General features: G+C 68.2%; 17 protein-coding genes and 9 pseudogenes. 10 read left to right on the top strand and 16 right to left on the bottom strand.

The annotated features are described in order from the left end of the window. Nucleotides 1–176: 176 nt before the first annotated feature. Both ACIBU0_RS33300 and ACIBU0_RS33295 read right to left on the bottom strand, forming a co-directional pair. Nucleotides 177–1,657, bottom strand: a pseudogene (locus tag ACIBU0_RS33300) (IS1182 family transposase). Nucleotides 1,658–1,722: 65 nt separating this feature from the next. After that, complete coding sequence (locus tag ACIBU0_RS33295; protein ID WP_398826006.1) at nt 1,723–2,355, bottom strand: MBL fold metallo-hydrolase; 633 nt, start codon at nt 2,353–2,355, stop codon at nt 1,723–1,725. Between the two features lie 277 nt (nt 2,356–2,632). Between ACIBU0_RS33295 and ACIBU0_RS33290 the strand changes: the two are divergent. After that, nucleotides 2,633–3,057 (top strand): annotated as a pseudogene (locus ACIBU0_RS33290) (TetR family transcriptional regulator C-terminal domain-containing protein). 9 nt (nt 3,058–3,066) lie between these two features. Here ACIBU0_RS33290 and ACIBU0_RS33285 read toward each other — a convergent pair. Continuing rightward, the gene (locus ACIBU0_RS33285; protein ID WP_398826003.1) at nt 3,067–3,672 is read right to left on the bottom strand and encodes a GPP34 family phosphoprotein; all 606 of its coding nucleotides are present in this window, start codon (nt 3,670–3,672) and stop codon (nt 3,067–3,069) included. 252 nt (nt 3,673–3,924) lie between these two features. Then, the gene (locus ACIBU0_RS33280; RefSeq protein ID WP_398826000.1) at nt 3,925–4,086 is read right to left on the bottom strand and encodes a hypothetical protein; all 162 of its coding nucleotides are present in this window, start codon (nt 4,084–4,086) and stop codon (nt 3,925–3,927) included. Between the two features lie 20 nt (nt 4,087–4,106). On the opposite strand from ACIBU0_RS33280, the pseudogene ACIBU0_RS33275 reads away from it, so the two are divergent. Then, nucleotides 4,107–4,556 (top strand): annotated as a pseudogene (locus tag ACIBU0_RS33275) (Tn3 family transposase); the annotation flags it as partial. On the opposite strand, the gene ACIBU0_RS33270 reads toward ACIBU0_RS33275, so the two are convergent. Genes ACIBU0_RS33270 through ACIBU0_RS33260 form a run of 3 tightly spaced genes read right to left on the bottom strand, consistent with a single transcriptional unit; the run spans nt 4,553 to nt 6,468 of the window. Next, nucleotides 4,553–5,137: a DinB family protein gene (locus tag ACIBU0_RS33270; protein ID WP_398825997.1), complete on the bottom strand. Its 585-nt coding sequence runs from the start codon at nt 5,135–5,137 to the stop codon at nt 4,553–4,555. The pseudogene ACIBU0_RS33275 and the gene ACIBU0_RS33270 sit on opposite strands and share 4 nt — an antisense overlap. 33 nt (nt 5,138–5,170) lie before the next feature. Continuing rightward, nucleotides 5,171–6,007: a hypothetical protein gene (locus tag ACIBU0_RS33265; RefSeq protein ID WP_398826645.1), complete on the bottom strand. Its 837-nt coding sequence runs from the start codon at nt 6,005–6,007 to the stop codon at nt 5,171–5,173. A 38-nt stretch (nt 6,008–6,045) separates the two neighbouring features. After that, nucleotides 6,046–6,468: a hypothetical protein gene (locus ACIBU0_RS33260; RefSeq protein ID WP_398825994.1), complete on the bottom strand. Its 423-nt coding sequence runs from the start codon at nt 6,466–6,468 to the stop codon at nt 6,046–6,048. 89 nt (nt 6,469–6,557) lie between these two features. Here ACIBU0_RS33260 and ACIBU0_RS33255 point away from each other — a divergent pair, with 89 nt between their 5' ends. Beyond that, entirely contained in the window at nt 6,558–7,538 is a 981-nt protein-coding gene (locus ACIBU0_RS33255) for a winged helix-turn-helix domain-containing protein (RefSeq protein WP_398825992.1), read from the top strand. Nucleotides 7,539–7,556: 18 nt separating this feature from the next. On the opposite strand, the pseudogene ACIBU0_RS33250 reads toward ACIBU0_RS33255, so the two are convergent. The 4 genes and pseudogenes from ACIBU0_RS33250 to ACIBU0_RS33235 form a co-directional block, all read right to left on the bottom strand. Beyond that, nucleotides 7,557–7,885, bottom strand: a pseudogene (locus ACIBU0_RS33250) (transposase); the annotation flags it as partial. A 239-nt stretch (nt 7,886–8,124) separates the two neighbouring features. After that, nucleotides 8,125–8,465: pseudogene (locus ACIBU0_RS33245) on the bottom strand (IS5 family transposase); the annotation flags it as partial. 139 nt (nt 8,466–8,604) lie between these two features. Further along, on the bottom strand, nt 8,605–9,117 hold the full coding sequence (locus ACIBU0_RS33240; RefSeq protein ID WP_398826643.1) for a transposase: 513 nt from the start codon (nt 9,115–9,117) through the stop codon (nt 8,605–8,607). Nucleotides 9,118–9,215: 98 nt separating this feature from the next. Further along, on the bottom strand, nt 9,216–10,013 hold the full coding sequence (locus ACIBU0_RS33235) for a helix-turn-helix domain-containing protein (protein ID WP_398825990.1): 798 nt from the start codon (nt 10,011–10,013) through the stop codon (nt 9,216–9,218). A 96-nt stretch (nt 10,014–10,109) separates the two neighbouring features. Between ACIBU0_RS33235 and ACIBU0_RS33230 the strand changes: the two genes are divergently transcribed. Further along, nucleotides 10,110–10,958 (top strand): SDR family oxidoreductase, encoded by an 849-nt coding sequence (locus tag ACIBU0_RS33230; RefSeq protein ID WP_398825987.1) that lies wholly within the window; start codon nt 10,110–10,112, stop codon nt 10,956–10,958. 60 nt (nt 10,959–11,018) lie between these two features. On the opposite strand, the gene ACIBU0_RS33225 is transcribed toward ACIBU0_RS33230, so the two are convergent. Next, on the bottom strand, nt 11,019–11,297 hold the full coding sequence (locus ACIBU0_RS33225) for a hypothetical protein (RefSeq protein WP_398825984.1): 279 nt from the start codon (nt 11,295–11,297) through the stop codon (nt 11,019–11,021). Nucleotides 11,298–11,667: 370 nt separating this feature from the next. Beyond that, entirely contained in the window at nt 11,668–12,906 is a 1,239-nt protein-coding gene (locus ACIBU0_RS33220; RefSeq protein ID WP_398825981.1) for a hypothetical protein, read from the bottom strand. Between the two features lie 868 nt (nt 12,907–13,774). On the opposite strand from ACIBU0_RS33220, the pseudogene ACIBU0_RS33215 reads away from it, so the two are divergent. Next, nucleotides 13,775–14,252, top strand: a pseudogene (locus ACIBU0_RS33215) (IS5 family transposase); the annotation flags it as partial. 119 nt (nt 14,253–14,371) lie between these two features. Then, nucleotides 14,372–14,884 (top strand): hypothetical protein, encoded by a 513-nt coding sequence (locus tag ACIBU0_RS33210; RefSeq protein ID WP_398825978.1) that lies wholly within the window; start codon nt 14,372–14,374, stop codon nt 14,882–14,884. 238 nt (nt 14,885–15,122) lie between these two features. Here ACIBU0_RS33210 and ACIBU0_RS33205 read toward each other — a convergent pair. Further along, a pseudogene (locus ACIBU0_RS33205) lies at nt 15,123–15,898 on the bottom strand (IS5 family transposase); the annotation flags it as partial. 520 nt (nt 15,899–16,418) lie between these two features. Continuing rightward, a complete protein-coding gene (locus ACIBU0_RS33200; protein ID WP_398826641.1) occupies nt 16,419–16,592 on the bottom strand; it encodes a LuxR C-terminal-related transcriptional regulator in 174 nt (57 codons plus the stop codon). Nucleotides 16,593–17,370: 778 nt separating this feature from the next. Here ACIBU0_RS33200 and ACIBU0_RS33195 point away from each other — a divergent pair. After that, nucleotides 17,371–17,553 (top strand): annotated as a pseudogene (locus tag ACIBU0_RS33195) (ATP-binding protein); the annotation flags it as partial. A 13-nt stretch (nt 17,554–17,566) separates the two neighbouring features. On the opposite strand, the gene ACIBU0_RS33190 reads toward ACIBU0_RS33195, so the two are convergent. Further along, complete coding sequence (locus ACIBU0_RS33190; RefSeq protein ID WP_398825976.1) at nt 17,567–18,532, bottom strand: helix-turn-helix transcriptional regulator; 966 nt, start codon at nt 18,530–18,532, stop codon at nt 17,567–17,569. A gap of 92 nt (nt 18,533–18,624) precedes the next feature. Between ACIBU0_RS33190 and ACIBU0_RS33185 the strand changes: the two genes are divergently transcribed. The 3 genes and pseudogenes from ACIBU0_RS33185 (at nt 18,625) to ACIBU0_RS33175 (ending at nt 20,046) form a co-directional block, all read left to right on the top strand. Further along, nucleotides 18,625–18,990, top strand: coding sequence for a VOC family protein (locus ACIBU0_RS33185; RefSeq protein WP_398825974.1), 366 nt, complete (start codon nt 18,625–18,627; stop codon nt 18,988–18,990). 71 nt (nt 18,991–19,061) lie between these two features. After that, nucleotides 19,062–19,403 (top strand): annotated as a pseudogene (locus ACIBU0_RS33180) (helix-turn-helix domain-containing protein); the annotation flags it as partial. Nucleotides 19,404–19,407: 4 nt separating this feature from the next. After that, the gene (locus ACIBU0_RS33175) at nt 19,408–20,046 is read left to right on the top strand and encodes a LysR family transcriptional regulator substrate-binding protein (RefSeq protein ID WP_398826639.1); all 639 of its coding nucleotides are present in this window, start codon (nt 19,408–19,410) and stop codon (nt 20,044–20,046) included. Nucleotides 20,047–20,486 lie beyond the last annotated feature (440 nt).

The raw sequence follows: 20,486 nt of genomic DNA, 5'->3' as shown, positions 1-20,486 counted from the left end.
ATCGCCCCGCTGAGCAGGGTGCGGCACGGCTAGGAGCGTGTCTCAGTAACCGGCAAGCGGCCGAGCGGTCGTGATCAGCGGGATCGGTCGTCGGCCGCTCGGCGCGTGCCTGCTGGCGTCGGAGGTGTCGTCCTGGGGGCGGGGAATCGGCGCCCAGGGCCGCTGGCTGGCGGCGGTCAGGCGAGCGCCGCGGCCAGTCCGGCGGCGCTGGTGCGGTGGAAGATCTTGCGGAGGTTGTGGCAGGCGGCCAGCAGCCGCCACTCGCCTCGGGCGCCGTCCTCGCCGCGCAGGAGGAGCTGTCGCCCGTTCTGGCAGGTCATGATCTGGCCGAAGCCGGGTTCGACGATGGCCTTGCGTCGGCTGTATGCCTGACGGCCCGGCTTGGTCCGCAGCTTGCAGGCCATGCGCTCCCTCAGGGTGGCGTTCTTGGGGATGCGTCCACGGGGTGCCGGCGGGACCTGCTCGTCGGGGCCGAGTCGGCGGTGGCCGTGAACGTGTCGGTTCCGCAGGCCAGTTGGCGCTCCCCGGCGGCTTCGAGGTTCGTCTCCGAGCAGTATCCGGCATCAACGAGGGCCTGCTTGGGGTGGGCGCCGGTGTTGTGGGCGGACTGGTCGAGCATCGCGGTGTAGTTCAGCGCGTCCGACGAGTTGGTCGTCACGTCGGCGGCGGTGACGACCTGGTGCTGCTCGTCGACGACGGCCTGGGCGTTGTAGGCCTGGATGTAGGCGCCGTCGCTGTTCTTCATGATCCGCGAGTCGGGGTCGGTGAAGTTGGCCTGGGCCTTCGGCTTCGGCCTCGTCTTTGCGGCGGCCACCGCCTGCTCGTCGCTGGTGCCGGCGCGCTGCTGGCGGCGGCGTTCCTTGTCCTCGGCGTGCTTGCGGGCCTTGGCGGCGGCCTCGGCCTCGATCTGGGCGCGGGCGGCCTGCAGCCTGGCGCGGCGCTTCTCGCGGCGGTCCAGTTCGGCGGGAAGATCGACGTCCTTGCCGTCGACACCGTAGAGCCGGTCCTCGTCCGCGTCGGTCGACTCGGCATCCGCGAGCAGCGCGGCGGCCGTGGCCTCCGGGGCGGCGATCTCCGCCTCGACGCGTTCCTCCTTGTCGATGAGCCGGCCGTAGCTCATGGCCTTGTGCTTGGAGGCGTTCGCTTCCAGCTTCGTGCCGTCCAGGGCGACGCGGCCCATCTTGACCATGCCCAGCTTCTGCGCGAGGTGCAGCGACTGGAGGAAGAGGTCGGCCAGGGCGTCCAGGTGGTGGCGGCGGAATCGGGCGATCGAGCGGAAGTCCGGGGCCTGGTCGGCGACAAGGAACCGGAACGCGACATCGTCCACACAACGGCGCTCGATCGCCCGGGAGGAGCGCCCGCCGGTGGTGTATCCGTAGATCAGCAGGCGGACCATCAGCCTGGGGTCGTAGGGCGGGTAGCCGCGCTTCTCGGTGTAGTTCGCCAGAATCTGGGACAAGTCGAGCGCCTCGTCGACCAGGTCGGCGACGAAGCGGGCCAGATGGCCCTCGGGCAGCCAGTCGTCCAGCGACGGCGGCAGCAGCAGGACCTGGTGCGGGTCGAACACCCGGAACCGCCTGCCCACCGCCGCCGCACGAGCCTGCGGTCGCTTCGACCCGTCCGGCTCGACCTCGAACAGCCCATCACCGTCGCGCATACCGGGATCATCCCGCACGAATGATCGCGAGACGCACGCGGGCCGCCGGTTGCTGAGACACGCTCCTAGCGGATCGTCACGGACTCCCCGACCGGGATGCGCGCGTACTCGGTGCCGCCCTTGAAGTCCAACCAGCCGTCGAAGTACTCCTGGCCGAGCTCGTTGAGTGTGGCGTCGTGGATCGGGAACGCCCGCTTCGGCCGCACCGCCCGCACGAAGTCCAGCGCCTCGGAGAGCTTGAGCCAGGGTGCGGCAGCCGGCACGAGCAGCGTCTCCACCGGCGATGGCGGGACGAACAGCGAGTCGCCCGGGTGGTAGACCGTGCCGTCGACGACGAAACCGACGTTGGCGCAGCCGGGCAGGCCGTCGTAGATCTCGGCGTGTGCCCCACCTACGACGTCGACGGCGAACCCGGCCGCTGTGAACCGCTGCCCCGCCTCGACGGCGACCGCCGCGCCGCCCAGCTCGGGGGCCGACTCGATCGCTGCCGACGGCAGGTACACCCGGAACGCGGAGTTGCGCTGACTCGCCGCCACGAGCTTGGCGACGTCGAGGTGGTCGGGGTGCTCGTGAGTCACCAGCACCTCGTCGACCCCGTCGAGCGCTTCGGCCTCTGAGAACGTCCCCGGGTCGATCACCAGCACCCGGTCGTCCGCCTCCAGGCGCACACAGGCGTGGCCATACTTGATCAAATACATGCGCCCACTATGGCAGGGACGGTCGAAGGCGGCGCTCTGTTCGATCAGGCTGTGCCGGAGATCGGGCTGTTCCACAGCGCGACAACCAGCTCGAATGGCCAGCCCCCATCGCGCATATCGGGATCACCCCACATGAATGATCACAAGGCGCACGCGGGTTGCCGGTTACTGAGACACGCTCCTAGCCGACCGGTCTGGTACTTACGGACGCCGGCGTCGTGGGACGTACCAGTGAACCAGTGACGCCAAGCAGAAGATCCTCGGCGCCGCGCACTAGCTGATCGAGGGGCGTGGCTACTCGGCCCTGGGCGTGGCCGAGATCTGCAAGGCCGCAGGGGTGCCGAAGGGCAGCTTCTGCTACTTCTTCGAGTCCGAGGAGACGGAGGCGGGCCAGCGCGCCGTCCAGGAGGGGTGCGGGACCGTGTCGGGCTGTCTGTTCGGGAACCTCACCTGGAGCTGAGCAACCAGACCGAGGCCGTCCGCGGGCGGCTGCAGGAGATCTTCGACGCGCAGGTCGACAGGTCGAGGCGGTCGTCATAGAGGCCCGCGAGCGCGGCGATGTCGCCGTCGCGGACACGCGCGAAGCCGCGCGGGCGGTGGTGGCTCAGCTGGAGGGTCAGGTGATGTTCCAGGCTCTACAACAGCACCGAGCGCCTGACGCCTCTGTGGGACAACTGCCTGGCGCTGCTCGGTGCCCGCTGACCTTCGGCCCTAGTAGCCGCGCCAGACGTTGTCGAAGGCGGCGTCCTCGATCGCCCGCCGCTGCCGTACGGCCTCCAGCTCCCGCACCGCGTTGCCGACGGCGGCCAGCACGGTCGTGACCGTCTCGTCGGTGAAGTCCTCGGTGGCGTCGGCCGGTTCGTCCCGGATCCCGGCGGCGGCCGCCAGGGCGGCGAGGAGCGGCTCGCCCGACGCCCAGCGTTCCTCGGCCTGGCGTCGCGCCGCCGAGTCGACCGGCACCGTCCGCCCGCTCCGCAGCGGAATCCGGCGGCCCCGCGGCCGGGCCGTGAGCCCCAGGTGCTCCAGATCCGCGACATAGGCCGCGGACAGTCCGCGGCCCCGGCGCCACAGCCAGTCCTCGACCGACTCGTATGGGTCCTGTCGTACGAGAGAGGAGGCGGCCTCGTCCAGCAGGCGGTCGCCCGTAGGCGCCTGTGCGCTGGGCCTGATGAGGTCGTCGTCCAGGACGAGGGCCCGGGCCTCGATGAGGTCGAACATCTCGGCCGCCGCGAGCGCGAGCGACAGGTCGCCCTGCTCCAGCGGACGGTGGGGTGCCGCCTCCAGGGCGACGATCGCGAGATCCCGTGCGGTGGTCATCAGCGGCTCCACGCCAGTCGGCCGGGTGAGGGGCGAGTACCCCGGGGTCGGTTTCCTCCGTCGATTCTCGCCGCCGATCGGGAGTTGTGTGCCGGACTACGAGCATGTGGTGCGGGAAACCGATCCGCAGCACGGCGGCCGCGGCGAGGACGACGACGGCGGCGGCCGGCAGCAGGGCCTGGCGGTAGCCGTGCCCGAGCACCGGGGCGCCGGCGAGCGGGCCGACGATCTGGCCGGGGGAGTATCCGGCGGTCAGCAGCGCGGCCGATCGGGGGAACCGCAGGTGGGCGCGCCGACGGCCAGGGCGATCGTGCTGACGCCGAGGAAGGTGGCACCGAACAGGACCGCCGAGACCAGGGCAGCGGCCGGCCCGCTGACGACGGCGGGCAGCGCCATGCCGATCGCCTGGATCACCAGCGCGACCCCTAGCGATCTCCCGCCACAAGCTGGCCCGGGCCGTGTGCCACGGCAAGCACGGCCCCATCCACCAGGCGTACCGGGACGGCGTGGAGGACCAGCCCGGCTCGCTCAGTCTGGTCCTCGGCACCATCGTGCTCTGGACGACCCGCTACGTCGACGCCGCCGTCGCCCCGCTACCGGGCCGAGGGTTACGCGATCCGCGAGGAGGCCATCACCCGGCTCTCCCTCTCAAGCACCGCAACCTGAACCTGCTCGGCCGCTACAGCTTCACCGCATGGAACCCCGACCGCCGGCGCCCTGCGCCCGCTGAGCGACGCGGACGCGCTCGAGCTGGACGAGGACGACGAAGGCGCGGAACTGAACGCCCACCTCGGGTGACGCGGGCATATCAGGTGGCCGGTGCTCGGAAATCGCAAGCGCCGGCTGGGGGAGAGGATGTCAGGCTGCCCGATATATCCGACTAAGCCTTTATTGATGCGGCCGACCTGGCGGCCTGCTCGATCTTCGCCCAGTAGGCTGCACGGGCTTCCTCGTCGATCTGCTGCTCGTTTTCGGCGCGCACCCCGGTCCGGCCGTCGAGGCCCTCGCGCAGGATATCGGCGTGCCCGGCATGCCGGATGGTCTCGCCGAGGACATGGACCAGGATGGCGAACAGGTTCGTGTTGGGATACGGCTCCGGCCACCACGGCACGTGGCCGGGGGTGTCGAGGGGAAGCTCGTTGATCGTCGCGTCCGAGTGTTCCCACGTGCGCCGGTAGAACCCGATGATCTGATCGCGGGTCTCGTCCTCGGTCGCCCACTGATCGCTGCCGTCGGAGTCCTGCCACCGGGACAGCGGTTCCGGGGAAGCGCGGTCGAAGACCTCGCCGAAGTACCTGGCCTCGACGGTGGCCACGTGTTTGACCAGGCCGAGGAGATTGGTCCCGGTCGCCGTCAGAGGTCTGCGGGCGTCGTATTCGGACAAGCCGTCGAGTTTCCAGAGCAGCGCCTCGCGGTCCCGCCGCAGTCTCCCGTGCAGGTTGGCCTTCGCGAATTCATCGATCATGTGGCATGAACCTTCCATGGGTTTTTCGTGGTCTCAAGATCCCGTACGTGGTCCGCAACGGGGGTGGGGTACGTGACCGCTCGCGGCAGACCCGACCTGCGAGGGGTGCCAGGTGAGAATCCAGCCGGCGGTAAGCACCACTGCGCCGCCTGCCAGGGCGATTGCGCCGCCTGTTCCGATGCCTGCGGCCACCGAGCCGAAGCAGGCCGGGCCGACGCCCTGCAGCGTCATGCTGCCGGAGCCGAGCAGACCGAAGGCCTGGCCCTGGCCATCCGGCGGCAGGGCGTCCAGGAACGGCCGTTGCAGGCCGAGACCGTAGGCCAATCCGAAGCCGCAGAGCAGCAGCAGACAGGACGAGACGCCCACTCCTGGCTCGGTGGCGAAGCCGACCAGCGGCAGTCCCGTCAGCGCGATCAACGGAACCACCAGTCGCTCCCGGGTGGGTGGCCGTAGCAGTCGACCCACCAGCAGGTCACCGACAAGCATGCCGACCGGCAGACAGCCCATCAGCACCGCGTACCAGCCGGGCGCGAAGTGCCGTCCTCCCGCGTAGGCGACGATCAGACCTTCCGCGCCCGCTACGAACGCGGGCGGTAGCCACTGGGCCAGCATCAGTCGCCGTACCGTGTGTCCGCGCAGCAGCAGGCCGGCACCGTGCAGGCTTGCCCGTACGGCCCCGCCGTCGCCCCGAGCGCTGCCGGGTGTGCCGCCGAACTCTCCCAGCTCCAGCCGAGGTAGCCGGATGCGGACAGCGAGCGCGCAGCCGAGGTAGAGGGCGGCGCTCACCGCGAGCGCCCGGCGCGGGCCGAGTACCGCGACGACCGCACCTCCCAGCGCCAGACCGAACAACTGCGCGCCAGAGGAGGCGATGTTGTTCAGTGAACGGCCCAGTACATAGGCATCGCCCTTCAGCCACTGCGCGACCAGCCGCTCGACGCGCCGCCGAACACCGGTGTGGCGAGGGCGGCCAGCGCCACGACACCGAGGCTTGCCGCGATCGGCATCCGCACCAGGGCGAGCAGCAGGGCGGCGGCACACTCCAAGGCGTATCCGCCGGCGATGAGCGCGCGGGGCGGCAGTCGGTCGGCCATTGAGCCCAGCAGCAGCGAGGCGAACAACTGCGGGAGAAAGCCGATGCCGAAGGCCAGTGCGCTCAACAGCGCGGAGCCGGTGGCCGTGAAGACCAGCACCGAGAACGTGGTGACCCGCAGCGAGCCCGCAGTGATCGCGACGGCGCGGGTCGAGAAGAGCAGCCGGAATCGCGGCTCGGTCAGCACCTCCCGGTAGGTGGCACGGTGGTTGACCTGCGCGGGTTCGGCGGTTGGGGTCATGACGCGCAGCCTCGCCGTGCGCCCACGTCACTCACCAATGATTCGTCGCTGGACGAATCGAAACAGACGCCCGGCGGTAGCATCGCAGGGTGCTCCGCTTCGAAGTCTCCGTCGAGGACCTGCTGCGCAGCCGCTTCGCACTGTCGCCCGCGATGGACCTCTGCTTACTGCTACGGTCCCTCGTCGGCCAGAACCGGCCGCTGCCGCGAGCCTGGGCCACCCGGCTCCTCCCTGCCTTTGAACGGCTTCGCCGCGAGACCGAACTGGACGCCGCCCTCGCCCTGCACAACCCGCAATCCGGACCGAACTTCGTCGCCCCGCCCCCGCGCGGCCTCAACCAGACCTGGGCAGACGACCTGGCCACGATCCGGGCCACACCGCTGGAAGCGGCCCGCCACGAATTCGCCACCACCGCGACCGGCCCGTCCGCCCATGATCCCCGCGTACGCGCAGTGCTGGACTCCACGGACGCCGTCTCCAGGATCGCCGAGGCGATGGACCAGGCGTGGCACGAGCTGCTCGCCACGGACTGGCCGCAACTGCGCGCGATCTGTGAGCGCGATGTCGTGCACCGAGTGGGTGTGATCGGCGAACACGGGTGGGCCACGACCATCGAGAGCCTGCACCCGAGCATCGTCTGGCGCGACGGCGGTATCGAGATCGGCCACTTCCCCCCGGTCGGAAACGTCCGCCTCGCCGGCGACGGGCTACTGCTGATCCCTTCGGTCTTCGTCGGGAACATCGCCGCCCACCTCGAAGACCCCTGGCCCAGGACCTTGGTCTATCCTGCCCGCGGCACCGCCGCCCTGTGGGGCGAACAGGCGACCGTCCCCCAACCGGACGCGCTGACCGCTCTGGTCGGCCGGGCCCGAGCCCGGCTGCTGTTGGCGCTGGACGCCCCCGCCAGTACCAGCCACCTCGCCCGAAGCCTCGCCATGGCACCCGGCGCGGTGGGAGACCACCTCGCCATCCTGCGAGGCGCGGGGCTGCTCGTCCGCGCCCGGTCCGGACGGTCGGTGCTCTACCGGCGCACCCCGCTCGGCGAGGCGCTGGTCGCCGGTTCGGGCTGAGGGCTCAGACCAGCACTGTCTTTTGAGGCGCCGCCAGCAGATGATTGCGCAGCCGAGGGAGAGGAAGGCCTGGTGGATGTCGGCGCGGATTTCCCAGCGGATACGCAGTCGGCGGAACCGGCGCAGAAGTGCGAAGGCCGCTTCGACGACCCAGCGGTTCTTGCCCAGGTCGCTTCCGTGCCGCTTCCGTGCTCGGTGCCGCGCCGGGCGATGACTGTGCGGATGCCCAGCTCACGCACTTGGCGGCGGTGGACGTTGTGGTCGCAACCGCGGTCGGCGTAGAGGACGTTGGGGCGCTGACGGGATCGTCCGCGTTTGGCACGGATGGGCGGTACGGCGTGGCTCAGGAACCCTGGCTCACCTCGTCAGCCGGTGACGCCGTGCTGGAACTGCTTCTCGGCGCAGAGTAGATGGCGGCGGCCGCTGACAAATTGGATTGGAGCCAGCCGCACATCGGGCAGACAGACCTCGTCGTAGGGGACGCGGGCACCGGACCACCTCCACCAGCCGGGTGAGCAGGCTCTGCCACGGTGTTTCGCCCTGGTGTTCTGCCGTTCTGGCCCCTTTGACGCGGGCGTCGGCGGCGGTCCGGTCCGGGCACCGGCCGCGTGCTGATGAGCCCGCACGATGGTGGAGTCGACCGAGACGTCCCAGTCGATCTCGCCCGCGGCGTCGGCCGAGGCCTGGACCTGCTGCAGCAGACGCTCCCACGTGCCGTCGGCCGACCACAGGTGGTGGCGTTCACGGACGGTCTTCCAGGGCCGTACTTCTCGGGAAGATCCCGCCACTGCACGCCGGTCCGAAACCGGTGCAGATTCCGTCGATCATCTGCCGGTGATCCCGCCACCGGCCCCAACGTCCATTGCTCACTGGCAGGAATGGCCGCAACCGTTCCCACCCGGCATCTGTCAGATCGCCCCGTCCCATGCTCGCAACAACGACCCAGGCACGGGGGGAGTCACATGATCGCCTGGATAGCGGGCATGTTGGTCATCCAGTAGCCGGTCGGCTCAGGTGCCTGCTCGGGCTGTTCAACCAGCAGCGTCTTCAACGGCAGCGCCCCCTCTCAGTGGCTGCGTCCGCCGGCCTGTTCTTGGGCTGTGCGGCAGGCTTCCCTGCCCGACGGCCGCACCTGGAGCACGGTGAAACGCTGGAATGAAGTTGAGGCGCTGAGGAGATCGGGCAGAGGGTGGGCCGGTTCGCCGTAGCGAGGCAGGGTGGGCGGGCCCAGCCCGCCATAGACGGGTTGATACGGCTCGGCTGTTAACGGGCGAGCGATCTCTTTCGGATCCACGGACAGGACGTAGGAGAAGCCACGTTCCTCCAAAGCGAGCCGGAAGGTCATGCGGCCGTAGCCGGTATCGGCCACGATCACCGGCACCGCCAGCCCTTGCCCGGCCGGACGGTCCACAGGCCCCAGAGCCAGACGGGTGTTGGAGACATGCCCGATCTCGTCGGGGGCCCCGGCCCGCTTTCGCCGCTGGTGATCGTTTGCCCATTTCCTGTGGCAGGAACAGCTCCACTCCAGCGGGCAGGAGGCATTGTCGGTGGCCGCGTGGACACGGACCGCGCGGTCGATGGTGGCGCTGACCTCGATCGCGTGGTTGTGTTCCCACTGAGCAATGAGCGCTGCAGCGACGGTGGCCAGGGTCTGGCTCTGTCACTGGCGGCCTTCCGTCAGCGGCGGGCGACGGCCCGGCAGGGCTGCGGGTCCGGGAGGCGGCCGGTGAAGAACGACCGGGGCGGTACGCCCATCAGCGTGCGGAAGTCGGACGTCATGTGGGACTGGTCGTAGTAGCCGGTGGCGACGGCGAGTTCGGCCCAGGGGTGCGTGACGGCGTGGGACAGCACCGTGCGCACCCGATCGATGCGGGCGTAGTGCTTGGGGGACAGGCCGACCCCCTCGGCGAACAGGTTGCGCAACTGCCGCTCGCTGACGGCGAGTTCGCGGGCCACGTCGCCCACCGGCCGGGGGAGCCGGCCAGCTCTGACCGACATCGCGTCGACACCGGCGCGCACGAGTTCCGTGCGGGAACGGTCGGCGGCGGACGCGAGCCGCTCGGAAAGCACGTCCGCGAGGTGCGCCACCGCATCCTCCGGGTCCAGCCGCCCCAGTTCGGCGGCCAGCCGGCCCGCGGTGCCGCCGGGCAGGTCGCCCAGGGGAACCGCACGGCCCGCCAGCTCGACCGCCGGCACGCCGAGCAGGGGCCGGGTGCCACCGGGCGTCAGCCGCATCTCGAGGCAGGAGACGAACCGTTTGCCCCGGTGGTACGAGGCACGAGTGCGCGGACCGACGACCAGGGTGCTGCGGCGGCCGTCCTCCCCGAGGCGGAAGATCAGCTTCGTGGTGGCGTCCGGCAGGTGGACGTACGGTTCCGCCGGTTCCGCGCCCACGGACACGGGACCGATACCCGTGACCCACGGGCGCAGTGCCTCGGGTGTGCGCAGGACCTGCCGGGAGATGGTCTTCGTCACCCCTCCACCGTAAGCCGGGCGCACACCCGTCCGGGCCCGTGAACCGTGCCGGAATTTCCAAGAGTCCGGCGCCGTCCGGCGCCCACCGTTGTGGACATGATTCTTGTGACGGGTGCTACCGGCACCATCGGCAGTGAAGTCGTACGGCAGCTCTCGGCGCGCGGCGAGAAGGTGCGCGCCCTGACCCGGGATCCGGCGAAGGCCCGCGTGCCCCCGGGCGTGGAGGTGGTACGCGGGGACTACCTCGACCCCGGTTCCCTGGAGGGGGCGATGTCCGGGGTGACGGCCGCGTTCCTGCTGGGCGCACCCGGCCCGGGCTCGCGGCACGACCAGGCACTGGTGGTGGCGGCCCGCGCGGCGGGCGTTCACCGGCTGGTCAAGCTCTCCGCGATCGCGACGGGCGATCCCGACGTCGGCCCGTCCGGCGAGTGGCATGTGCCCGGTGAGCGGGCGGTACGGGACAGCGGGGCCGAGTGGACGATCTTGAGGCCCTCGTCGTTCGCCTCGAACACGCTGAGCTGGGCGCCGGCGATCCGACAGGGCGAGCCGGTGCCGAACATGACCGCTGACGGACTGTCGGGGGTGATCGATCCGCGTGACGTGTCGGAGGTCGCGGCAAGGGTCCTCGTCGACGACGGCCACGCGGGGCGGACGTACACGCTGACCGGGCCGGAGATGATCAGCGTTCCGGGACAGGCCGCCCACCTCGCCTCGATCCTCGGCCGACCGGTCGCCACGCGGGAGCTCTCCCCGGAGGAGACACGCGACCATCTGCTCACCGTGTGGGGCTTCGACGACGCACAGGCGGAGGGCATCCTCTCCGGTACCGCCTTCGTGCGCGGAGGCGGCAACGCGGTCGTCACCGAGGACGTCCCGGAGGTGCTGGGGAAGCCGGCACGGACATACCGGGAGTGGGCAGCGGACCACCGGCAGGCGTTCGTCTGACACCGGGAAACCGCACAGGGGCGGCGGGTATCGGCCCGCCGCCCCGTCCCGGCGTCCGGTTCAGGACGGCCGCTCGCGCAGGACGGCCTCCGCCAGGGCCAGTGCCGCCACCGCGAACGCCGTCGCCATCCGGAACGCCAGCTGATACCCCTGCGCCGCGACCGCCACCACCTCCGCGCCCCGGTCGAGCAGGCCGTCGGTGTGGCTCGTCGCCAAGACCGAGAGCATCGCCAGGCCCAGGCAACCGCCCACCGCCTGCGCGGTGTTGAAGAGCCCGGACGCCAGGCTCGCGTCCTCCTCCTGTGCGCCCGACATGGCGAGCCCCGTCAGAGTCAGCATCGCGATGGAAGGTGATGCAGGTGCAGGAGCAGTTGCCCTCCCACCCGGGTCCCAGAAGTGGGACGCCCTGCTGAGCTACCTCGGCCGCGGCGGCGCCCGACGAGCCGGCCGGGCTATCCAAGCCCGCTCACCCTCGTTACTCCGGTGCCCTGGCGGCGCGGCCATCAGGTCGATCACCTGTGCTGGCTGCTCCGGCTCCGCCGCGGCGTACGGTGCTGCCTCTGGCCGATTACGAGCATGTGCATGCGCGATGACATGCGTAGTGCACCTGCGGTCCAGGCGGCCGAGTTCCGCGACGACGGCCGACGATCGCCGCAGTGGCCTATCACGATTCGTGGTCGACCCCGTCCGTCAGACTCCGCGAAGTGCCCTAGGGGTCCAATCGGTATTCGACGCTGCTCGTTACTCCTCGGCTGTCCCGGAAGATGTCAATCTTCTGCACTGCCTGATATTCCGGCTTGGCTTCGGCATCCCAACTGAGCGCCAGGAATTCGGTCGCCAAGTGCGGAACGGGAACATCCTTTGACGGGCGAATAAGGGAGACACGGGTCACTGGACTGTCGCCGAGTACGTATCGAAGAAGACTCTGAGAAGGCAGCTCGGCTTGGAAACACACATACGAGTCGTCACTGGAGCACTGCGTGAATTGGTTCAAATCGCCTTCCCTGTTGAGCAGGGAAAGGGCAACGTTCAGCCTTAGCTTCTCCTGTCGATCATTCTTGACGTCGAAGACAAATGACGTTTTCAGTTTCTGCCCCCGGGTGAAGTGGCCGCCATGCCGGATCAGGCGACCAACTTTCAGTACCTTTGTTTCACCGCCGCCTTCCCGCCAACCCACCTTTGGCTTGTCCAAGGCTCTTCTTACGTCATTATCGGTCATCACGTGACCGGCGGAACCCATGTCGTGACCCGTGACTGTATAGAACGCTCCGAGGACATCAAGCTCAGCCTCTCCAACGTTCTCCAACGTGACGGTCCCTCGCATATGGCTAACGCCCCTGTGGCGCCCTGTCTCGTCAAGTTCAGCGACGACGTTTACGCGTGGACGCTCATGCGCTGGCCTGTAAAAGGTCATATACCAGAATTGCAGGATGCCAAGAAGAGGCAATAGGGCAACGACGATACCCCAGGTCACAGTCAGGGATCCCTGCCGCCCGACAATGGCACCCAGAGTCACAGCCGCAGCGAAAAAGAACAGCACTCCCGTCAGGATCAGCAGCGAAATGTCGAGAGCGTCGTGAAGGTCCCCACCGAGTTCAATCCAGAATGGAAACCAGAGGAAAGGAATGACCGAGGCCTGCCCCGCGACAACGCTCGGGAGGCCCCAAGGAGGAAGCGGAAGTGCAGTCGCGACCACATGTCGCCGAATATCGAACCAGGCCACCAAATTAATTACTGCGACTGCAATTCTCAGGAGCCCTGTGATAGCTTGGTCGCTCCCTCCCATCGTCATATCGATGACGGCTGTTACGGGAAAAATCAAAGCGTCGACCAGGAGTACCCAGCGAAACCGGCGCAGGTCCATCATCCAGAAGAAGGACACCTGCAACTGTCGGACCCCTTTAGCCGCAGCACCCGGTGTGCCCTGCCAGGCTCGCCTGATATTCACGAGCCTACGCTAGACGGCGCTGCCTGTAACAGGGAGCGAGCAGGCCAGCGCTTTACTTATGTTCGCCCCTATGGATCAGCCGAAGCCTGCTCAATGACCCCTCGAGCCAGCAACCCCAGATCCCTTCGTCCTTCGGCTCCGGCAATGGGTGCTGCTCGTGATGGCTCGGAGCATGCCCCCCACCTTCCATTGCCCTCGTTGCGTCCCGGCTGCCCGGCTGCCCGGCTGCCCGGCTGCCCGGCTGCCCGGCTGCCCGGCTGCCCGGGAGGCAGCAGTCAGGCCTACGAGGTATCCGCGGAAGCACCAGCCGTCGGCTGGGCGACCACCCAGTCCGTGCGGGAACCCCACCGCAAGCACTGCTCGCGCACCAGGCCGTCCTTGCCGCGCACCGCGATCTGCCACGCCGGGCATTGTGCGCGCGGGCCACGGTCGATGGCGACGACGTCGTACTCGCTGTCGGCGTAGCCGTGGTCATAGCGACCTGGAGGATCCGCTGCGACTGGGGCGGCGTATGCGGCTGCGGCCTCTGGCCGCGATCCGGGCGCTGCTGGCGGATGAGTCGCTGGCTGGGCTAGAGGACGCGGCGCGGTTGCCAGTGGTGGTTGTACGCGAAGTCGCGGGCGCCGGAGGGGCGGAAGTACGATCTGCAGTCGTATATCTGGAGTGCGGAGCTGGGTCGTTGGCTGGGCATGTCGCAGTCGACGATGCCTCACGATGTGCTGCTCGTGCTGCGGAAGACGGACGCCCTGCATACCCGGGTGGTCACCAACAAGGGCTGTCTCGGTGGACTCCACCATCGTGCGTGCTCAGCAGCATGCGGCCGGGGCCCGCAAAAAGGGGCCCTGGCCGGTGAACCGGACGATCACCCATCGGCCGGGCCCGCGGCGGACTGACCACCAAGATCCACCTCGCTGCTGACGACCGCTGCCGGCCCCTCGCGTTCGTTCTCACCGCCGGACAGGCCGGTGACGCGCCCGCCTTTACCGACGTCATGAGACCCGCTTGCGCGTTCCCCGACGGCGCGGGCGGCCGCGCACCAGGCCGGACGTAGTCCTGGCGGATAAGGCGTACTCCTCCCGCGCAATCCGCCAACACCTGCGAAAACGCGGCATCCGGGCGGTGATCCCGGTACCGGCGGATCAGCGTGGCCATCGGCTGCGACGGGGCAGCCGGGGCGGCAGACCATCAGCCTTCGACCGCGAGACCTACAAGCAACGGAACACCGTCGAGCGGTGCATCAACCGCCCCAAACAGTGGCGAGCCATCGCCACCCGCTACGAGAGACCGCGACCATCTACCTGGCCGGGCTTCACATCGCAGGCATGTTCCTCTGGGCCGCCCGATGATCCAAAGGAAAGCCCCTAGCGCTTCAGTTGGCGCTCGGCCGGTGCAGCTGGCACTTTGGGCGCTGGTCTCGCGCGTGATGCCGGGCCATAGGAGATGGTCGCTTGAAGGGGCGGATCGCGTGAGCAGGAGCGAGAGACGGGAGCACTGGGAGCTGTTGCCCGGAGTCGGTGTGGGGGCCTTGCGATTCGGGATGAGCCCGGCCGAGGTCGCCAACGCGCTTCGGGTCTCTGAGCCGCAGGAACTGGTGGGCGGCCCCTACGGGCAGGAGGACTTCGCGGATGGGGTGAAGGTGTTCTACGACGCGGGCGAGTTGGCATGCATTGCCCTGGATGCGGTCAGGGGTCCGCAGGTCTTGCTGGCGGGCTTTGCGCTGGCCGGCCGCGATCCCGAGCAGGCGCACCAGTTCCTCCTTGACTACGCCGCCGAGTGCGGGAGTTGCTTGTTGTACACCCTCGATGGCTCCCTCGCCCTGACCGATCTGGGGGTCCTTCTGCGCTCACAGGAGGTCGGTGGCGTGCGAATGTCGCGGCCGGTCTTCGTGAAGGAGGACTGGTTGGAGTCGGAGTACTACCGCGATCGCCTTCCTTTGGAAGGCGTCCCGGCCACCGACGAATCGCCCTGGCCGTCGTAGAGGCGCGGCCGCTGCCGCAGCGGGCGTCCTGTACGTGCTCTGTAACGACGTCAGCTGGCAACTGCTGCCGGTGGAGCAGGGGTCGGCTCCGGACAGATCTGTAAACACCACCTGATCTGCGGCGGGAAAGGCACCCCGTTCAAGGCATCACCACTGCGGCCAATGCCAGCGAAGACCCTGGCCCTGGTCGACGGCATTTCGCCCGTCGCTGGGAAGCCGGGGCGTCCGCGCAGGCGCCAAGGCAGCAGGCGAGCTTGAGGAAGGCTTCGTGGATGTCTGCTCGCCGTTCCCAGCGGATCCGCAGTCGCCGGAAGCCGTGTAGCCACGCAAAACTGCGCTCGATCACCCAGCGGTAGGTGCCCAGTCCGGTGCCATGTCGTGTGCCGCGGCGGGCGATCGCGGGCACGATGCCGCGTTTGCGGACCTGGTCGCGGTAGATGTCGTGGTCGTAGCCGCGGTCGGCGAAGGGAGTCTGGCCTGCGGCGGGGCCGGCCGACGCGACCGCGGACCGGCGGGATGGCGTCGAGCAGCGGCAGGATCTGGGTGACGTCGTTGCGGTTGCCGCCGGTCAGCAGAACTGCGAGTGGGGTGCCGTGCCCGTCGGTGAGGAGGTGGTGCTTCGAGCAGGCTCGGCCCCGGTCGACCGGCGACGGACCCATGTGGCTCCCCCTTTAGGGCCCTGACGTGGGAGGAGTCGACCACGCAGCGGGACCGGTCCAGCTTCGCCGCCGCATTCAGTTCGGCGAGCAGGACCTCGTGCAGTCGCTGCCAGACGCCGGCCTCGTTCCAGTCCCGTAACCGTCGCCAGCAGGTCATGCCCGAGCCGAAGCCGAGATCCTGTGGCAGGTACTCCCACTGGATCCCGGTGTGCAGCACGTAGAGGATCCCGCACAGCACCTCCCGGTCCGGCAGCGGCTTGCGCCCCGGATACCGGAAGCGCCGCTCACGCTTCGGCAGCAGCGGTTCAAGACGATCCCACAGCTCATCCGACACGATCCACGGCGATTTCCCCACACCGGCCCGAACGCTCAACTGCCGCCCTGCGCACGGCCATCTGGGACGATCCACCTCATTGTGTTAGCCGTTGTAAGTCGGATCGTTCAGTGCAGTCGGCGTGCACGTGTGCAGGCGAGCTGCAGAAGGCTTCATGACCGGGCGTAGACGAGAGGCACGGCTCCCGCCCGTCCTCCACTGGTGGGGTCGCCTTCGGGCCGGCTAGGACGTTGAGGCCGGTGACAGGGTCTCCAGCGTCGAGGTCGGTCGTGTAGCAGAAGCGCAGGTAGCAGCCTGCTTCCCCCTTGTTCAGGTCGTGAGGGATGGCCGTGTATCCGCTGGGTGGGAAGGCGCCTTCGGAGTTCTGTGAGGTGACGAAGAGAGAGCGGATGGGGAACTCCCTCGGCCCCCCGATTTGAACGCGGTGCGGTCCTCGTGACGGTCGCCGCGCTCCAGAAGCAGGTTCGTCGCCGACCAGGAAGTCGGCCATCGGAAGAATTTCCTACCGGTGCATGGTTCGTTGGGGACGCCGGATGCGCCGTCAACCCCACAAGTGCAGTTCGCGGGCACGGAGCACGGTGGTGAGCCGGTCGCAGCTGTCGCGCTTGCAGTAGATGCGTTCCAAATGGGTGTTGACGGTACTGACCGACATGCCTAGGCGGTGGGCGATAGCGGCCGCGGTCAGCCCCTCGGCCAGTAGACCAAGAACGGTCAGTTCGCGCGGGGTGATGCCGATTGCGGCGGCACGCTGCTCCAGCGTGGAGGACAGCTCGATCGGAGCGGCACTGCGTAGCCGCCAACTCCTGTAGATGGACGTCCACGCTGCGCAGCAGCGGCTGTATGCCGGAGGCCAGAGCGACCTCGCGGTCAGTGAAGTTCCGCCCGGCGCGTCCCATGATGAAACCGCTTATCACCTCCCCCGGGAGGGGCAGGGCCAGCACCATCTGACGGGTCGTTCCATAGACTTCGTAGGCCTCGTTGTAGCAGTCCGACTTCAACCAGGCGGTTCGATCGGCCACTTCGTCGACGGTGATCGGAGTGCGCTCACCCTTCACGGAATAGCGGGACAGCGGATGTCCTTGGTGCATCCTGCGCCCTACGAGATCGGCAAGCGGCGTACTGCCCACCCACGTGGGGGCCCACCCCACCGCGTGCCCCGTCTTGCTCCGCCAGTGCAGCTCCACGAAGATCGTTGTAGTGGCGTGCAGGACATGGATCACCTCCTGGCCCACGAGATGCCAGAGAGTCTCGGGATCCCTGCTTTCCAGAACGGCAACTGCGAGATCGAGCATCCGGCGATATTCCTGCTGTGAAAAATCCCCCATACCGGGAGCATCGCCGACCTGTGAGATCCTCCTCCACCGTTCCGATGAAGTCGCTACAGACCGGCGGCCTTTGTCGTCTGGACCAACCGGCTGTGAGTGGTGGTCAGGTGGCGCAGCTGAGGTAAATCCAGCCACCCAGGAATAGGGCGAGCAGACAGCAGGTGTGGGGCCGCCGACGACAAGCAACTCGGCAGGACCATCGCCCGTTACGGACGCGTCGACGTGCTCGAAATCGACGAACTCGGCTCCCTCGAACTCGACCGCTGCGGCGCCCAGAGGCTCTTCCAGGTGCTGACCGAGCAGGAGGAGAAGAACAGCATCGCCATCGCCTCCAACGAAGCGTTCACCGGCTAGTTGTTGCGTGTCAGGACGTTGGTGACGGCGCATAGTGGTGGGCAAGATTGGTGGCGAGGTCGCTGAGGTGAGCCCTGGCTTCGGTGGGGCCGTGCACAGTGATGGCGCTCCCGAACGGCAGTAGTGCTCGCACGTCCTCCAGATGCAGGAAGCGGATCGTCACCTTGTGGCCGGTGGCGGATTCCTCATGGCCGTCCCGGACGAGTCGTTGGCCAAAGATCCGTTGGGCTCGCTCGATCTGGGTTTGGTCGATGGTGGCGCTGACCTCTATCGCGTGGTTGTGTTCCCACTGAGCAATGAGCGCTGCAGCGACGGTGGCCAGCGTCTGGTTCTCGCGGATCCGTCGTGGCTGGTCGACTTCTTTCCACGTCGTGATCCGTTCAAGTCGGTACATCCGTGGCACTCGGGCGCAGTCGGCGACGAGGTACCAGATGCCGGCCTTGGCGAACAGCCCGTAGGGATCCACGACCAGGTCGCGTGGGCATGACTCGTGGGGGCTGTCGTACTCGATCCGTAGTCGGCGACTGCGCCGCACTGCGCCGATCAGCGAAGCCGGAGTCGTGCCGGAAGCACGGGCCTGGAGCCAGGGACGGCTGTCCACGTGCACTACGTCGGTGAGCGGCAGGAGTTCATGAACTCGACGTGGCTGTGTAGCGGCGATCTTGGAGAGCGCGCGCTGGCTTTCGACCGATGCGTTGAGCTCCGCACGTTGCTTTTCATCCAGCCCGGTGAGCGACAGATGATCACGCTCGCCCGGTGTGAGTCGCGTGAGGTCGAGTCCGGATCCGGGCAGCATGGTCACGCCTCCGAGGCGGCCCCGTTGTGCGGTCACCGGCAGACCGGCGTCGCGGAGCCAGTTCAGGTCCCGGGTGATGGTTCGAAGGGACACCCCGAGCGCCGAGGCAAGCTCCTGTGTGGTCACGGCATCCCTCGATTCGAGGAGCAGCATCAGGGAGAAGAAGCGGTCTGGCGTCACACACCAAGGTTTTCAGGAATTGCGACACGATGCGGCGCATATCCCGGTCAGGCTGGTGGATGCGTACCTGCCACCTGCGAGAAGGAACAAGCATGCTCACATCCGTCGTGTCCATCGTCTACGTGAACGACGCTCCCGCCGCAGCTCGTTTCTACGGCGACCTCCTCGGCATGAGCCCCTCGTTCGAGACTCCGGGATACATCACCTTCGACCTCGGGCCAGGCGCTGACCTCGGTCTGTGGTCCGGCCAGTTCGAGCATCTGTCACCGGACGTCTCGCGCACCAGTGAGGTTTGCCTGGCCATCGACGGTGGACCCGACGACATCAACGCGACCTTCAAGCAGTGGCAGTCCAAGGGCGTCACGATCCTGCACGAGCCTCATGATGCGGGGTTCGGGCTGACCTTCCTCGCAGCCGATCCTGACGGGAACCGTATCCGCGTCGCACCGCAGGACTGAAAGGCCGCAACGCGGCAGGCGCGCACGATAGGTGTCGCGCCTGCCGTCGTCTGACTTCGAGAGGACGATGAGTGCCCCACGCGAATGCGCCCCTGAGCGTCGAGCGCCGTAGGCGGCTCATGAAGCGGTGGCAGGCACGTCCTATTGCCCACGTCGCCGCTGAGACGGGTATCTCTCGCGCATGCGCCGACAAGTGGGTAAATCGCTGGCGGCTATACGGTGATGCGGGATTGCAAGACCGGCCGTCGAGTCCGCACCGGAGTCCGAACGCGACTCCAGCACGGGTCATCGAGCAGATCGAGTTCTGGCGCCGCGAGCACGAGTGGTCCGTGCCACGGATCAGCGACGAACTTGTCAGTATCGGTCTTGTGATCGACCGGCGAACTGTCAGTCGACACCTGATCCGGCTGGGACAGCCTGGGGGCCGCGGTACAGCGCGCGACCGAGACGGAGGGGGGGGGCGGCCTGTCCGGTGCCCTGCATGTCGCCTTCGTCAGCGCCGCCGCCGCGCAGCTCCTGGCCGGTGTGACGCAGGTCTTCCGCGAGCAGGCGCCCGACTGCCAGGTGCGCATCCAGGAAGTGCAGGTCGACCAGATGCTGCGACGGATCCGTTCGGGAGAGGTAGACCTTGGGCTGACGACTCTGCCCATCGACGACCCCGACCTGACCCACGGTTCGGTCCTGGCGCGTGAGGCGCAAGTGCTCGCGGTTCCCGTCAGCCACGCCTTCGCCCGCCGCGCAAGCGTCCTGGCCGCCGACGTGACACACGTCCCCCAGATACGGCCTCCGGGGCACACGGCAACCCCGTCCTGCCAGGCCGACACTCCTCCCGCCACCGCAGATCCGACGGCCGTGACGTTCCAGGAGGCACTCACCTCGTCGGCGCCGGCCAAGGCGCTCTCCCCGCCGGCGCCCACGCCCGCCGCTACTACGCGCGCCCCGACATCGCCTACCTCACCATCAGCGACGCCCCTGCCCTGGAATGGGTCCTGGTCTGGCCGACTGACCGTCACACCGCGCGCGTCCGAGCCTTCGCGGAGGCAGCTGACAGTTTGATCCACGGCTGATGGTGCCGGTGGGAAGCGGCTCTGGCTCAACTCTTGTGGTGGTACCACTGAGCGGTGTGCATCGTGAAGGTGCTGGTCACGGGCCTGGCATGAGTTGTCTTCGGCGTACTCGTGCTGGTCGTGGGCGGCGGTCTGAGGTATAGATCGTCTGGCAAGTGCAGGTTTTGCGATTTCTCGCCCGCCGTCTCGGGTTGCGCTCGTACGCTCCGGCGCATAGTGGACCCCGAGGTGCATGAGCGGATCACCACACACCGCGCGGAACGAGGGCACCGAAGCTGCTGGGCTATTACTGGAGTAGTAGCTCCTGGTCGGGGCGCGGCGGGGGGCGCGGGCGGCCCGGTTTATTTGTTGTAGACCCACCGGGTGGGGTGTGTGTTAACCGCGAAGAGGATTTTTGTTGGGTCGCCCACGGTAGAGGGGGGACGGGTG

Source organism: Streptomyces sp. NPDC049627, from assembly GCF_044465645.1.
Classification (GTDB): domain Bacteria; phylum Actinomycetota; class Actinomycetes; order Streptomycetales; family Streptomycetaceae; genus Streptomyces.
The sequence above is the reverse complement of the archived record's forward strand: the minus strand, read 5'-3'. Positions and strand labels throughout refer to the sequence as shown.

Excerpts from the sequence above, each read along its gene's own strand:
- ACIBU0_RS33285 (WP_398826003.1), bottom strand. The coding sequence starts at position 3,672 with ATGACCACCGCACGGGATCTCGCGATCGTCGCCCTGGAGGCGGCACCC.
- ACIBU0_RS33270 (WP_398825997.1), bottom strand. The coding sequence starts at position 5,137 with ATGATCGATGAATTCGCGAAGGCCAACCTGCACGGGAGACTGCGGCGG.
- ACIBU0_RS33260 (WP_398825994.1), bottom strand. The coding sequence starts at position 6,468 with ATGACCCCAACCGCCGAACCCGCGCAGGTCAACCACCGTGCCACCTAC.
- ACIBU0_RS33295 (WP_398826006.1), bottom strand. The coding sequence starts at position 2,355 with ATGTATTTGATCAAGTATGGCCACGCCTGTGTGCGCCTGGAGGCGGAC.
- ACIBU0_RS33230 (WP_398825987.1), top strand. The coding sequence starts at position 10,110 with ATGATTCTTGTGACGGGTGCTACCGGCACCATCGGCAGTGAAGTCGTA.
- ACIBU0_RS33225 (WP_398825984.1), bottom strand. The coding sequence starts at position 11,297 with ATGCTGACTCTGACGGGGCTCGCCATGTCGGGCGCACAGGAGGAGGAC.
- ACIBU0_RS33185 (WP_398825974.1), top strand. The coding sequence starts at position 18,625 with ATGCTCACATCCGTCGTGTCCATCGTCTACGTGAACGACGCTCCCGCC.